A 13,478-nucleotide genomic window follows, 5' to 3' on the forward strand; every position below is an offset into this window, starting at 1 on the left:
ATCCGCTTCGCGGGTGACGGCAAAGGGAGGGTGATATGCGCACGATTGCTGGTTTCTTTATGGTCAGTTGGCTCCTTTTATCCTTGGGCGCCTGCGTTTCCACCGGGCGCTTCGAGCAGAAGGAACGGGAGGCGCAGACGCTGGGGAAGAGCCTCCAGGAACTGCAGGGGGAATACAGGGAGCTTTCGGCGGAGAATGAGGAGCTGAAGGCCCGGGTGAAGAAGCTTGCCGACGGTGGGGCGGCCCTTGCCGCGGAGAGGGATGCCCTGACTACCACGAAGAAGGGGCTGGAGGAGTCGCTGAAGTCGACCTCGGACAGCAAGAACAAGAAGATTGCCGAGCTCAGCCAGCAGATATCGGAGCTGGAAGGGGAGAACCGGAAGCTCAAGGATGAAGTGGTGCGGCTGCAGCAGCAGAAGGAGTCGGAGGTCCAGAAGACGAGCAAGACGTACGAGGACCTCTTGGAGAAGATGAAGAGCGAGATCTCCAAAGGGGAGGTGACGATCTCCGAGCTGAAAGGGAAGCTCACGGTGAACGTCGTCGAGGCCGTTCTCTTCGACTCCGGTAAGGCGGAGGTGAAGCCGGCAGGGCTCGTGGTGCTGCAGAAGGTGGTCGACATCCTGAAGAACCTGAAGGATAAGGCGATCCGGGTGGAGGGGCACACGGACAACATTCCGATCGTCGGTGCACTTGCCAAGAAGTACCCGACGAACTGGGAGCTCTCCGCCGCCCGCGCCGTCAATGTGACCCGTTACCTGCAGCAGCAGGGGATCGATCCCTCGCTCCTTGCGGGTGTCGCCTACGGCGAGTTCAAACCGGTTGCGCCGAACGACAGCGACGAGGGGCGTGCCAGAAACCGCAGGATCGAAATTGTGCTGGTATCAAAGGAATAGGAGGTGCGACATCGGCAGGAAGGATAAAAAGAAAGAGCAGCCAAGGCAGAAAGAAAAGGAATTCGCGGCCGCGCCCTTCAAGGCCCTGAAGGGGGTCCACCTTGCTCCCCCTCCCTCGCAGGAAGGCGCGGCGGCTGCGCCGAAAAAGCCGGAGAAGCCCGCCAAGCCGAAGGAAGAGCTCGACGATCTCGCCCTCTTCTTCGAGGCCGTTGCCGACATAAAGCCGCTGCAGGGAGCGAAGGCTCCTCCCCCGAAAGGGGGGGCGCCGGCCCCGGAGAAAAGGGGTGTGAGCGAGGAGGAGAACCGCATCTTCCTCCAGGCCGTGGAGGCGCTGCGCATGGATGTCCGCTTCAGCGACGGCGCCCTGGAGGAGGACGAGGGGCGGCAGCGCCCGGTGGCGGTAAATCGCCTGCGGCAGCTGCGCCGCGGCGGCATCCGCATCGACCTGCAGCTCGACCTGCACGGGCTGACGCGGGACGAGGCGCTGGAAAACCTGGCCCCCTTCATCGTGCGCGCCCACGCCCGGGGGCAGAAGGGGGTCCTGGTGATCACCGGGAAAGGGAACAACTCAAACGGTGAGCCGGTCCTGCGGCAGGCGGTGGCCGGGTGGCTGCGGGAGCACGGGAAGGGGATGGTCTCCGAGTTTGCCGAGGCCCCGAGGGAGATGGGGGGGAGCGGTGCCTTTGTGGTTTTCCTGAAGGAGAAGAAGGAAGAGCCATAGCCGCAGACGCAATATGCTTGTGGCGATAGCTGAAAAAGGAAGAGGCGCTGCAACCGGTTGCAGCGCCTCTTTCCGTCTGCGGGCAAAACCGCTAGAAGGTGAAGCGCACCCCGACAGAGACGTTGTGGCTCTCCATCTCGAGCTCCGCGCGAACGGGACTTTCCTCGAAGTGGGCCTTGGACGTTCCGAAGTAGCGATATCCGACATCGAGGGAGACGAGGGGGGTGAGGAAGATGCCGACCCCGGCGCCGATCTGGTAGGCGAAGACGGTGTCGTCGTCGGAGAAGTACAGGATGTCCTGGTAGCCGGCCGGTTGTGTCACGTAGGTATCGCTGATATGCACGACGGCAAAGCCTATCCCGCCGCCGAAATAGGGGGTGACAGGGGAGTTGTTATGCACGTCGATGAAGCCGTTGAAAAGGACAGAGAAGGCTCCGGCCCTGCCGTCCGCGTCGTCGTACCTGATGTTACCCGGTCCCGTGATCGTCGTCATCTCGGCATGTTTGTAGGAGAGTTCCCCCTCCAGCCGTCCCATGCCGAAATCAAAACCGGCCGTCATGCCTCCCTGGAGGCTCGGGTCGAACTCAATCTTTTCGTCAAAGGAGAGGGTGGGGGAGTGGTAGTAGTCTGTGCCGCTGGTGTCGGCGTCGAGAGGGAAGCTGACTCCGGCGAACACCCCGAGGTATGGTGCGGGACCGGATGCCCCCTGCCGGTAGCCTCGCGCGGCAAAGCTGGAGGCGGGAAGGAGCAGCAAGGCGAGAAGCGCAGCGTAAAAGAGCAATCCCTTTTTCATCACGTCCTCCTGGAGAGTTGCGGCGCATCGATGTGAGCCGGATGGAGCAGGCGGATAATGAAAGAAACTCGTGAGCGCCCTAATTATATCGTGAAGGTGTTGCGCTGCCAGTGGGGAGAGGGAGAAAGGGAGGGTCGTGGTTGAAATGAAAGAAGGGGTTACGTCGTCGACGTAACCCCTTCTTTTTAAATGGCGCGCCCGAAGAGATTCGAACTCCTGACCCCCAGATTCGTAGTCTGGTGCTCTATCCAGCTGAGCTACGAGCGCATTATGCAGTTTTTGGTGCCGAAGACTGGAATCGAACCAGCACGAGGGAACCCTCACTAGAACCTGAATCTAGCGCGTCTACCAATTCCGCCACTCCGGCTTTCGTACCGCCCTTCCGGCCGATCATGCGTGGCCAAAAGAGTCGACAATTTAGCAGGGATGAAAGGCGGAGTCAAGAGTTTCGTGACAGGCACACCTCAAAAATTTGTTCTGTCCGCGAATTCAGTGAAGGCTTGACGTCATTTCCTTAACCCACGATCTCCTGAAGACCCTCGATCACTTGTACAAGTTCCTCAGGACTTACTTCCCCTATCTTTTCGCCGAGCCGTTCTATCGCCAGCGTCCTTACCTGGCTGATTTTGATCCACGAGCGCTTCGGAAGGTGAGCCGACGTTAGCTCCAGTGTCAGGGGGAATCCGGCGCGCTGTGGCTGACTCGAAAGGGCAACGGCAATCACAGTTCCCGACCGTGCGTTGAAGACGTCATGGCTGATAACAAGAACGGGTCTCATGCCGCCTTGCTCGCTGCCGCGCACAGGGTTCAGGTCAGCCCAGCGGATCTCTCCTCTTAATATTCGGGCCATTGCTCGAGATCCCCTCCAATGCCTTCCTCCGCCATGGCCTTCTCGAAATCGGGATCCAGGAGGGCGCATTGACGGGCGAGGCGCGACCTGCTCAGCCGGGCAAGTTTCTCTTGCACCGCTTCCTCGATCAAGCGGCTGCGATTCGGGAAGATGCGTTGAGCAACGAGGGTGTCCACCTCAGAGAGGGTCTTTTCATCAAGGGTAACTGCCAACTTCGCTTTAGGCATGGGGAGAGCTCCTTAGTATGACAATCTATCCTACCTGTGGAGCCGCCGAGAGTCAACATTGCTCAGATACCATGGATACATTGAGGTCTGGAGCCACCGCCCTCCCTACTCCAGATCCGCCAGCATTTTCTTGCTGCACTCCGGACAGATGCAGTGGCTGAAAAGGGCCTGGGAGCGGCTGGAGATATATGCCTCCAGCTGATTCCAGTAGCCGTTGTCGTCGCGGATCTTCTTGCAGAAGGAGCAGATGGGGAGCATGCCGTTCAGGGTGTCGATATCCTGCAACGCCTTCTGCAGGAGCCCGATTACCTCCTCACGCTCTTTCGCCACGTCCTTCAGCGCCATCTCCCGGGCCTCTATCTGCTTCGCCATATCGTCAAAGGCGATGGCAAGCTCGCCAAGCTCGCCGCCTTTAACGCTTTCCGAGACGTTCACGTGCAACTCCCCGTTGGCCACCTCCTGCGAGACCTCACGCAGCTTGCGGATGCGGTCAAGAAAGACGAGCTTCCCGAGCACCAGCGACGCGGCGAAGGCGCCGAGGAGGCAGATGGAGAGAAACGCAGTGTATTTCAGCTGCTGGTGCTGCGCCCGCGCGAGGGTGTCCTTCAGCGGGACGTTCACCCGCACGTACAGGTAGGGGGGTGCCTCCGGGGTGAGGCGCAGCGCGCGGTAGGAGACGATTTCCTTCTCCCCCCGCTGGTCCTTCTCGATGAACGACTCCTCCGGCTCCCCGTTGGCCATGCGTTCAAAGAGCCTGTCCCTCTGGCCGATGATAGTCGATGCGTTGGGCCCCTCGTTCACCACCACGCCGTTGCGGTCCACGATGGCGAAAGTGGATCCCTTCGGGAGCGCCGTCTTCCGCACCAGATCGTTGAAGCGCGGGAAGTTCATGTTGAGCATGATGACGCCGTTGAAGGCGCCGTTGCCGGAGATGAGGGGGTAGCCGAAGCCGATGGTGGGGCGGTTGGAGATTTTGCCGACCACGTACTCCCCTGCCGCAAAGCGGCGCTTGTCTCGGGCGTCGTAGAAGCTGCGCTTGTCCTTGAGAGAAAACGATTTGGTCATCGGCAGCGCCGAGGCCCACACCGTGCCGTCCCGGTCGGTGATCACGATGTTGCCGTAATCGCCGCTGGCCTTGTGGACGCGCGCCAGAAGCGACGAGGCCGCCGCAGCGTTGCCGGTGGCCAGCTCCGCAGATTGCGCGAGCACCCGCGCCAGTTCCGCCGCATTACCGGTGAGGTTGTACTGCTCGGTCGCGATGCTGTCCGCGAGCCGGCTGCTCTTGTAGACCGCCGCCTTCATCGCTTCCTTTCGCTGCTGGAAGCCGGAGTCGACGATAATGGCGATGGCGGGAAGGGTAAGGAGGGAAACCATCAGGAGGAGGTGGGTACGGAGGGAAAAAGACAAAAACTTCTTCAACATGCTAGATCGAATCCTTCTTGTGAGTCAGGCCGTGGGGGACTCGCCCCCTCAGAAAGCGGTGTAAGGGTACCTCAAAAAAGGAGAAATAGCAATTGCCGCCGCGGGGTCAGCCGCGGGGGCAGTGCAGCCGCGGGGTCAGGCTTTGCATTTGGGGATTCCATGAACGGCGGAGGCGAGTGTTAGAATCGCCATCGTCCAGATCGAGAAATGCATTTTCAATTTGGAGCCGATTGTCCGAGTCTGGCGTCGGTTCCATGGTGATAGCGTGGATTGAGTCGCCCTTCTCGCAACCCACTTAAAATGCGTCGGTCTGACCCGCTGAAGTCCTGAGTGCTGCCGTGGTGCCCATTGTTGTAGTGGCACAGTCGTGGGACCATTCTATTGCAGAGAGCGGTTGACGGAGTCAAGCCGAAGAGCAGTAGGGAATGTACTGGAAGGAACTGTGTCGGAGCACGGTCTTGACGAGGCGAAAGCAATGCTCTACCTTGTTCGGGCTGCTCCTCCAAGGGCAAGGCGTTACCTGTGTTCCCGTCGACGCCACCGAGCAACGAGCAAACTGCTCTCGGCCATAGCAACGTCGTTGCAGGTGCGGCGTAGGCAGCCAAACACATCCACCAAGGATTCAGCAATGAACGGAGTGAAAATGAAGAGGCCTGAAAAGGTTGAACTGACGCTGTACTCCTTTGCGATTGTGATTCTTTTCAGCTTGATGCAATCCCCACTGTTGAATGCAATTGGTGTGATGATGGCACTGCGACTCCTTTTTAGGGCAAAAAACCTTTACATGAAGAAATGACCGTACGACCGAGGACCTTCAAGCTGTAGCTGTCGCGGGGTCAGGCTTCCCATTTGAGGATTCCATGATGGGGGGACGGTGTTTGAATCGCCATCCTCCGGATCGAGAGGTAGCAAAGAAAAAGGCACCCGCTTTCGCTGGGTGCCTTTTCATTTGGAGCCGATTGTCGGAATCGAATCGGTCATACAACCTATTGAAAGTACAGTAACTTTTCCGCGAGAACCAAGGCGCCTACCTTCAAGGGTACCTTCAAAGAAAATCACGGGATTTTCCGAGTTCGATCCCGCCAGACGGAATACAATACGCGACGTAAGTCCTAGTAAAATTTATCCCTTTCAAAAAGGGGCTTAGTGGACACCTTCAAAAATACCACCAAGGTTGCATCCGCACTTTCATTTGTACGTCAGCCACGACAACACTTGTCGCCAAAATGGCTGCCGCCAAGATGTACGCTGAATTCCACTGTTTCTGTTCCACTGTGCACTTAGTATCAGGGCTCAACAGGTCTGTCAAGGGGCCACGAACCTAACCCGCAGAAGGCGCTCCGCGTCGAGTGGCCATCGAGGGGAGAGCCTGGGCAAGGCAACGCCCCTCGATCTCATCGCCACCTCCCATCGCAAACCTGATCCGGCACGGACTGCACAGCGCCCCTGCACCCAGACAATCCTGTCAAGCACCGTGGAAAAATTCCACGTGAGACGTCGTAGCCGAATACTTCACGCGGAATGTCTTGGGGCGTGGCCTCCGCAAGGCTCGTGGTGACCACGGTGGGTTACCGCATGGCGGCTTGACCGAAATCTGTTCGTAATTGATGGGGGCGGTACAGAAACGGCGCCGACGACAGGTGGAAACAGTGGCCGGCGCCGGTCTCGTTCTCGAAAGGCAGTTCGAATGCCACCTGCACATCAGCTGATGGCTATTAACTCGCTAACCTCCAATATGATGGGGGAGGGGTCAAAGTTATTTTCTTTTATCATATCAAGGAAGTCTGCCCACTTCTGCATCATTACACGTCGATATGGAAGGAATTCAGTTCTATTGTACGCGCGCCCAGTCGGGTCTTTAACAATGTGCGCAAGCTGGTGTTCGATGATGTCAACGCGAAAATAAAAAACTTCGGCGAGAATCGTACGTGCAGTCGCTCGAAATCCGTGCCCGACAATCACGTCTTTTCCAAAACCCATGCGACGGAATGCGGCGTTGACCGCTGCGTCGGACATCGGCCGAAGCAGCGATCGCTGGCCTGGGAATATGTAAGGACTGTGCCCCGTGAGAGGCTGCAGCTTCCTAAGGATCTCTATAGCCTGATCTGACAACGGAACCAGGTGATCTCTCTTCATCTTCATTTTTTTTGCTGGAATGTTCCACTCTTTTGCCTCGAAATCGATTTCCTTCCACTCGGCGTGCCGTAGTTCTCCCGGACGAACAAATACCAAGGGGGCAAATTGCATCGCGCACTTGACCACAAGGGTACCTTCATAGCCATCTATCGCGCGGAGAAGAGGCGCTAAGTCTTTCGGTGTCGTGGGAGCCGCAAAATGATTATTTTTAACAGAGGGCAGGACGTTACGCATGTCGGCCATGGGGCTATGTTTGATGCTACCGGTAAGAACGGCATGTCTAAATACCCCTTGACAAGAGATCTTTATTTTATGCGCGGTCTCCAGGGTTCGCTCCGCGATTTTGCTAAGCAGGTCCACCATATCTGGTGTCTCTATCTTACTAATAGGAGTTTTGCCGATGATAGGAAAGACATCTTTTTTGAGACTGGCTAAGATTCTGCGACCAGTTTTCTCTTCCCAAGAGGACTTGAATTTTTCGTGCCACTGCCGCGCGACTACTTCGAAGGTATTGTTTTCTTCCTTCAGCGCTGTCGCCTTTTCCTGCTTCCGTACGGCAGTCGGGTTAAGGCCCTTGAGGAGCTGACGCCGGGCGTCATCCCTTTTATCCCGAGCATCGGACAGAGATAAAATTATTCTGCCGTTCTTGTCGGAATAATAGCCGAAGGATATCGTCTGCGGTTTGCCATGATACCGGTACTGCATCTGCCACAACTTTACCCCAGTACGCTTAACCAGCAGGTACAGTCCGTAGCCATCCGAAAGCTTATAATCCTTGCTTTTCGGCTTCGCGTTTTTTATCGCGAAATCTGCTAAGGGCGGAATACGCTTTGACATTACACATCACCTCCTTTGTTAGGGAGCCTCTGGCCACTCTTAGCCGATTTCAGGTAGTCTGCCAGCCGCTGCATCATTTCACGCCGCTGAACAAGACGGGTCGATTCCCGAGCGTAAAATTTCCGCGAATGGAGGTCGTCGATGGTGTGTCCGAGCTGGCATGCAACTAAATCGCTCGGGTAACCCAACTCCTCGAGCAGAATCATTGCCGCCCTTTTACGGAAGACGAAAGACGGAGCCGCTCCCTTGTAGCCCAAACGGCGGAAGGCCGCAGTCACAGCGTTTTCATTGATGCAGTTGAAGGGCGACCTCTGGCTGGGGAACACAAACCTACTATGACCAGTTAAGGCGTGAACATCCCTGAGAATGACCATTGCCTGAGTAGAAAGTGGAACAGTGTGAGACCTATTGTTCTTTCTTTTTTGGGCGGGAATAATCCACTCCGCAGTCTCCCAGTTAATCTCCGACCACTCCGCATTCCGGAGTTCCCCCGATCGGGCAAGTAGAAGCGGCGCGAGCTGCATTGAGGTTTTGACGATAGTAGAGCCGTCATAGACATCTATTGCACGCAGGAGGAGAAAAAAATCCTTCAGTTCGATTGCAGGTTTTTCCGCCCGGTCGACAGGTGGAAGCATCCGGTGAAGCTCAGCCACGGGATTGCGTTCCGCTCTTCCGGTCAGTACAGCAAGGCGAAATACCTGGTTGCAAGCAAGTCTGGCGCGGTGAGCAACGCCTACCGTGCGGGAATTGGCAATCTGCAGAAGGACTTCCAGCACCTCGGCGGGCGAGATGTCCTTTACGGGCTTTCTACCCAAGAAGGGAACAACGTCACGTTCGAGGATGGCAATCGCCTGCATTTTATGGCTCGGCGACCACTCAGACTCGTAGCTGTGATGCCATTCGCGCACCGCATCGTGGAAGGTGGTTGCCGGTGCAATCGCTTCGGCCACGGTAGTCTTAGTTCCTTGGGTCTTACTCCTTCCTGGCATTGGTATCTCCTCGTTTAGTAGGCATGTCCGCATCGCAGCGGCTAGGTCTATACGGTGATCCCTCTGTGATGCCGACCACTCGGGCTTCACCTGGGGGAGGCGAAGCCACTGCAGGCTATGTTTCTACTCCTTCCTCCAAGTGCCATTAATAACCGCATGGATCTCCGACTCCAGCCAGACGGTCGTCCTTTTCGTCAACTTCCGGCCAGGAGGGAACACCTCGGGGATGCCGGCCCACCAGGTGCTCTTGCTCACCGGCACCAAACTCAAAACTTCCCGCAACCTCAGCAAACGCTCAGACATGGCTTCCCTCCTGTGGCGGGGGAACAATCCCCCGCTGCTTGAGATGTACTGCGTTCTTTTCGGATGAGTGCGGTCAACGGGACGTGCCTGTTCTCTCGCCTTCACGACCGATCCCAATCTCGCGGTCTTTGCTTATTGCCCAGCTCCAATCTCTCCGACAGCTGTATCTTGCACGGCATGAGAAGACCCAGCACTGTCGTTAGTGGTCAGTGCGATGATCGGTGATTTCGGAGGGCGAGCTGAAGACTGTTTCGAAGGCGTCTTCACGCTTGCTGTGTTCTTCGCACGCTGCCCTTTTATCTGCGAGCGCTCTTGCAGTCTGCCTAGCAAGGTGGCGTTCTCTTTCCCTAACTCCACTTTCTCTTTCTCTAACTCCAAATTGCGCTCGTCCTTTTGCGAACTCCTCTGCTTCTCAGCCTCCAGTTCCTTCGCGAGATCTTGGCGTTCGGCGTCCTTCGCGATTAATGCTGCTTGGGCCTCCGCCTTTTCATTTTCCAGTTTCATGACTTTGCTCTGCAGGCCCATGGTGGCCTGCACATCTGCCTCATAGAGGTTCTTGACCTGGATCTTGAAAAATTCTTGTGACAACAGAATCAGCGCGATTAGCACCTCCTCCGGAAGCATATCGAGAAGGGTCTGCATCGTGTCCTTGGGGGATCGAGGCGTTTCAGAGGAATGGTAGTCCCGCAGCCAGACAGAAAGCTCCGCCTGGCCCACAGCTGCTATCCCTGCGGCTGTGCACACTGTCCTGACAATTTCTGCCGTGAGCGGCATGGACGTCAGCGCGTCGAGGATTTTCCCGAGGAAGTAAAGGCTATCCCTTGTCAAACGACTTTTTTCGCGTGCCATGTATCCTCCTTTTTCGGATGTCCGATAATTTTCGGACGATATTTAGACCCCTGAAACACGACCGGAAATTGCCGACCCTGCTTCGGGCCTATCCATTAGTCGAATAGTAGAAATAACTGCAATTTCCTACTTTTCGATTTTTCTACGACATGGACGGATTCCCGATAAAAGTGCGATGCCCCCTACCATAGCAACCTTGCCAGAAGTCGACGCATCAACACGTCTACCTTATCACCGCAAGTTTTAGCTGCTGAGTCCTTCCAGATCGTCACTCTTTGATCACCCACGGCCAAAACACCATCAAAGCACGAAAAAGCCTGGGAAGTATTCCGATAACTTTTGAGAACTTCCTGAGGAAGCGCCAACCATACACGGTCAAAAAAGTTTCTGCACCGCCCACCAGACCTTTCCGCTTCCGGTGTCATGCGTAAGCGCGTCTCAATGGCTTCCAGCGATATCCCTGCTGCCGCATGTCTTCGGACAAGTATAAAATCTGGCATCGGAACATCAGGAAAAAGCTGTTGAGTGTCATGGAGCACCTTGTATTCAATGATCTCGCCATTCTCCATTAAGAGGCCGCGGTGCATAAGGATAGCGCTAAGCATTTCTGCCTCGAACACGCCGGCTCTCATTCGAGTGCTTTCTCTTTGTTCATAGTTGGCAGCGGGAACACGCCCTCGTGCATGCGGTTTTTTTATTGCTTTCCTGCAGGATACCCAAGCTTGACGGAGCTCCGCGCACCGCACGGACCCCATCATGATGCGTTCGGCGTAGTGGCGTTCCGTATCGGAAAATCCAGCTCGCGAGATTTTTCTTAGGTCCGCCAACAGTTCGGGGCCTATGTGTTCGGGCAACTCATCGAGAGGAGGGGCTGGGATATTCCACTGGATGAGCTTTGGTGTAAGGTCCTCTAGGTAATACTTGCCCATCCACATGCAGGTGTTCAACATGGTTGATTTCATTCCGAAGTGTTCGGCGTTCAGCTCAAGCCACTCGGTAAAATTTCTCGCACCTTCAAACGGCCATGCTGCTTCTTCCCGGACAGCCCTGAGAGCGGTAGCAAGGGTCGTCCAGCGTGGACGCTTCTTTCCGCGTATCTCGACAAGATTCGCGGAAATTTCGGTGTTGTCAGATGGCGATGTCTTTGCTTTAGTGTGCATGTTCGTCATTATAATATCGGACGTCCGAAAAAGCAATGTTTTTTTATGAAAAATAATTATCGAACATCCTGTTATAGAACGAGTGGGGCTGGGTAAGGTGTAAAAAGAAGGCCAGAGGACGCCACTCCGTTGGGGAGCGGAGCTGCGCACGACCAAGGATTTCGGGGAAGGGCAGTCGTTCGCAGCTCTGTGGACAGGTTACAGCATCTTCGTGACCAGGTACTCCGATAAGAAGGAGCTCACTGCGAGTGGGGAGGGTGAGGTAAAGATCGTTTTTTTTTCGCCAGTTGATGAAACATCCCAGCCGTCGTCTCCGGTGCACTGCACGGTCAGGGCATATCCATGTTTCTCGAGGAGTTTCAGTTTCGCGCGAATGACATCGTACATGTAGATCCTCCTGGTTGCATTTTTTTGCCTTCACGACCTGTATTATAATCCTTACATGTGTTAGTGTAAATAAAAAATCTTTACAAAAACTCGACCTCTTGATTTTTTGGTTTTAGAGGGGTAGTTTCGGCACCGGTGGGCTCTTGAAGGAGAGGTGCCCGCCTCTGGAGGGTAGATGCGGCCAAAGAAAAACGATGATGAGAGAAAGTCGATACTGATTAACCTACGTCTAACGAAGTACGAGGTAGATATTTTCCGGACTCAGGCCTTCTACCACGGCAAAGCCGTGAGTGAGTATTTAAGAGACCTGGTTCGAAGTGACGGAATAGAGTTGCATGCCAAGGAACTAGTGCGGAAGGACGAAGAGGGGAGATGGGAGGTCTGGGTGATGGGCGAGTGGCGGAGGGTACCTGGACTCGACTAGGTCACCGATCCGTCATTGAGTCTGGAGCGGTGCCGACTGATCGCACAGGGGTGATACGTGTTTTTTTCTGATTACTTAGTGGTTGATAGGGCCATTGGCACTGTTGACCCTCTAGGTTTCATGCGCCCCGCCAGCGCCATCGCGGACAACGTCTTTAAGCAGTTCACCGTCCTCAGTAACCACCCTGCCTACCATGGTTTCCTCTGCTTCGCTTTTGCTCACCTCGCCGAGAGCGGCCTTACGCCAACCAGCCGCGACTTCGCCCGCAGGTTCCGGTCTCTGGAGGCTTTGTGGGGAATCGTCAACGTTAGAGATGACACCTAGATCATCAACGTCAATAAGTACCGCAAGCTCGATCTCGAGGAGATCTCTAGGCTGCGCGATCTAAAGGCGTACCGCTCACTGATGGAGGAGCGCCTCTACTAGGGAACGCTGGGGCACTACTTGCGCCCTTCGATTAACTGGGAGCTTCTTGACCGGCAGGGTCAGCGCCTGACCGAGCAGGGCCAAGCCCTCGCAAAGGGGTGGGGCTCTAGAGAAAGCGTCGATTTTGAGAATATCGCAGCAGAGTGGCTGGCGGACAGGCCCGTGCTCGGCTCTGCAGCTTTCGAAAAGGCCGTGCCTCTTTTTAGCCTTGACGCTCCGCCCGACGCTAAAGAAAAGGCCGCCTGGCAGCGGGTGATCGATGCATTCTGCACGAAGGACCCTGTGACCGCCCTGCTATGGCCAGCCCGCTGCCGCGCCCGATCCTAGACCTTGCCGGGGACCGCCGCGAGCTACCCCGGCTTCTTCCCTGCGGTGCTGGAGCACTACAGCATGCATACGGACCTCTGTCGCCGCGTGGAGCTCTGCCAGCGCTTCGAGCTCCTGGCCGGACTGGTTCAGTTCGTGTTCGAATAGGAATATGTGCGTCGCCTGGATGAGGTGCAGGAGACCGGGATGCAGTACCCTGCGGTGCAGGAGGCGGTGGCGGCGGAGATATACCGGCAGACACGGGAACTCGCATGGGACGGCACGAGGATTCCGTGTGGAAACCGTTCCATCCGTTGACAGGACTTGCCGTGGGCGGTATCGCCATGAACCCCGCCGATCTCAACAAGAAGGTTGCCTGGCACTACAGGCGCGACTGGCACTTCGGGCGGACCGCCAAGTGGATAGAGTATGCGGGAGGTGCGGCATGAGCCGGGGCTGCTACAGGAATTTCGGTGACATCTTTTCTGAGGTGGTCGCCGACAAGGCAACGGACCCGATCGAGCACCTGCTGATCCTTACGTATGAGTTCGATGAGGAGCAACTGCTTAACCTCGCCTGCGGACGCAGCTTAGAAGAGGAGATGGAACTCAGCCGCACGCAGCTAACTCCTCTCTGACATTCGTCCACTCGTCATCTACGACGCGCGCAAGACCCGCCCCTGTGGCAAGCTCCCCCAGTTCCTCGAACTGCACCCGTACAAGTCCCCCGTGTTTTCATGTCACCATTCCAAAGCA

At 56.2% G+C, this 13,478-nt stretch carries 17 protein-coding genes and 2 tRNA genes; 7 read left to right on the forward strand and 12 right to left on the reverse strand.

Features of this window, described 5'->3' with window-relative positions; genetic code table 11:
• Nucleotides 1–35: 35 nt before the first annotated feature.
• Together LPW11_RS10650 and LPW11_RS10655 are read left to right on the forward strand one after the other, a co-directional pair.
• Complete coding sequence (locus LPW11_RS10650) at nucleotides 36–893, forward strand: OmpA/MotB family protein (protein WP_230998105.1); 858 nt, start codon at nucleotides 36–38, stop codon at nucleotides 891–893.
• Nucleotides 871–1,614 (forward strand): Smr/MutS family protein, encoded by a 744-nt coding sequence (locus LPW11_RS10655; RefSeq protein ID WP_230998106.1) that lies wholly within the window; start codon nucleotides 871–873, stop codon nucleotides 1,612–1,614. The genes LPW11_RS10650 and LPW11_RS10655 overlap by 23 nt, the downstream gene beginning before the upstream one ends.
• Nucleotides 1,615–1,705: 91 nt before the next feature.
• On the opposite strand, the gene LPW11_RS10660 is transcribed toward LPW11_RS10655, so the two are convergent.
• From LPW11_RS10660 to LPW11_RS10715, 12 genes are all read right to left on the reverse strand, one after another.
• Nucleotides 1,706–2,407, reverse strand: a complete 702-nt coding sequence (locus LPW11_RS10660) for an outer membrane protein (protein WP_230998107.1) — start codon at nucleotides 2,405–2,407, stop codon at nucleotides 1,706–1,708.
• A 190-nt stretch (nucleotides 2,408–2,597) separates the two neighbouring features.
• Nucleotides 2,598–2,674: transfer RNA gene (locus LPW11_RS10665), tRNA-Arg, on the reverse strand.
• A 13-nt stretch (nucleotides 2,675–2,687) separates the two neighbouring features.
• A tRNA-Leu gene (locus LPW11_RS10670) sits at nucleotides 2,688–2,774 on the reverse strand.
• A 147-nt stretch (nucleotides 2,775–2,921) separates the two neighbouring features.
• Complete coding sequence (locus LPW11_RS10675) at nucleotides 2,922–3,257, reverse strand: type II toxin-antitoxin system PemK/MazF family toxin (protein ID WP_230998108.1); 336 nt, start codon at nucleotides 3,255–3,257, stop codon at nucleotides 2,922–2,924.
• A complete protein-coding gene (locus LPW11_RS10680) occupies nucleotides 3,242–3,484 on the reverse strand; it encodes a ribbon-helix-helix domain-containing protein (RefSeq protein ID WP_230998109.1) in 243 nt (80 codons plus the stop codon). Before LPW11_RS10680 ends, LPW11_RS10675 begins: the two co-directional genes overlap by 16 nt.
• 105 nt (nucleotides 3,485–3,589) lie before the next feature.
• On the reverse strand, nucleotides 3,590–4,906 hold the full coding sequence (locus tag LPW11_RS10685) for a HAMP domain-containing protein (protein ID WP_230998110.1): 1,317 nt from the start codon (nucleotides 4,904–4,906) through the stop codon (nucleotides 3,590–3,592).
• Between the two features lie 1,701 nt (nucleotides 4,907–6,607).
• On the reverse strand, nucleotides 6,608–7,879 hold the full coding sequence (locus LPW11_RS10690) for a tyrosine-type recombinase/integrase (RefSeq protein ID WP_230998111.1): 1,272 nt from the start codon (nucleotides 7,877–7,879) through the stop codon (nucleotides 6,608–6,610).
• Nucleotides 7,879–8,829 carry a tyrosine-type recombinase/integrase gene (locus tag LPW11_RS10695; RefSeq protein ID WP_230998112.1) on the reverse strand — a complete coding sequence of 317 codons (951 nt, stop codon included), beginning with the start codon at nucleotides 8,827–8,829 and terminating at the stop codon, nucleotides 7,879–7,881. Before LPW11_RS10695 ends, LPW11_RS10690 begins: the two co-directional genes overlap by 1 nt.
• Nucleotides 8,830–8,991: 162 nt before the next feature.
• Nucleotides 8,992–9,171, reverse strand: a complete 180-nt coding sequence (locus LPW11_RS10700) for a helix-turn-helix transcriptional regulator (RefSeq protein WP_230998113.1) — start codon at nucleotides 9,169–9,171, stop codon at nucleotides 8,992–8,994.
• A gap of 132 nt (nucleotides 9,172–9,303) precedes the next feature.
• Complete coding sequence (locus tag LPW11_RS10705) at nucleotides 9,304–10,020, reverse strand: hypothetical protein (RefSeq protein ID WP_230998114.1); 717 nt, start codon at nucleotides 10,018–10,020, stop codon at nucleotides 9,304–9,306.
• A gap of 182 nt (nucleotides 10,021–10,202) precedes the next feature.
• Nucleotides 10,203–11,189 carry a hypothetical protein gene (locus LPW11_RS10710; protein ID WP_230998115.1) on the reverse strand — a complete coding sequence of 329 codons (987 nt, stop codon included), beginning with the start codon at nucleotides 11,187–11,189 and terminating at the stop codon, nucleotides 10,203–10,205.
• 189 nt (nucleotides 11,190–11,378) lie between these two features.
• Nucleotides 11,379–11,567 carry a hypothetical protein gene (locus LPW11_RS10715; RefSeq protein WP_230998116.1) on the reverse strand — a complete coding sequence of 63 codons (189 nt, stop codon included), beginning with the start codon at nucleotides 11,565–11,567 and terminating at the stop codon, nucleotides 11,379–11,381.
• A gap of 175 nt (nucleotides 11,568–11,742) precedes the next feature.
• On the opposite strand from LPW11_RS10715, the gene LPW11_RS10720 reads away from it, so the two are divergent.
• The 5 genes from LPW11_RS10720 to LPW11_RS10735 all read left to right on the forward strand — a co-directional run bounded on the left by LPW11_RS10720 (nucleotide 11,743) and on the right by LPW11_RS10735 (nucleotide 13,360).
• Complete coding sequence (locus LPW11_RS10720; RefSeq protein WP_230998117.1) at nucleotides 11,743–11,991, forward strand: hypothetical protein; 249 nt, start codon at nucleotides 11,743–11,745, stop codon at nucleotides 11,989–11,991.
• Nucleotides 11,992–12,048: 57 nt separating this feature from the next.
• Nucleotides 12,049–12,315 (forward strand): hypothetical protein, encoded by a 267-nt coding sequence (locus tag LPW11_RS10725; RefSeq protein ID WP_230998118.1) that lies wholly within the window; start codon nucleotides 12,049–12,051, stop codon nucleotides 12,313–12,315.
• Between the two features lie 432 nt (nucleotides 12,316–12,747).
• Nucleotides 12,748–12,891, forward strand: a complete 144-nt coding sequence (locus LPW11_RS10730; protein WP_230998119.1) for a hypothetical protein — start codon at nucleotides 12,748–12,750, stop codon at nucleotides 12,889–12,891.
• 146 nt (nucleotides 12,892–13,037) lie between these two features.
• A complete protein-coding gene (locus LPW11_RS22360) occupies nucleotides 13,038–13,172 on the forward strand; it encodes a hypothetical protein (RefSeq protein ID WP_269145408.1) in 135 nt (44 codons plus the stop codon).
• Nucleotides 13,169–13,360 (forward strand): hypothetical protein, encoded by a 192-nt coding sequence (locus LPW11_RS10735; RefSeq protein ID WP_230998120.1) that lies wholly within the window; start codon nucleotides 13,169–13,171, stop codon nucleotides 13,358–13,360. Before LPW11_RS22360 ends, LPW11_RS10735 begins: the two co-directional genes overlap by 4 nt.
• Nucleotides 13,361–13,478: the final 118 nt, after the last annotated feature.

This window comes from Geomonas sp. RF6, from assembly GCF_021044625.1.
In the GTDB taxonomy this organism is placed as follows: domain Bacteria; phylum Desulfobacterota; class Desulfuromonadia; order Geobacterales; family Geobacteraceae; genus RF6.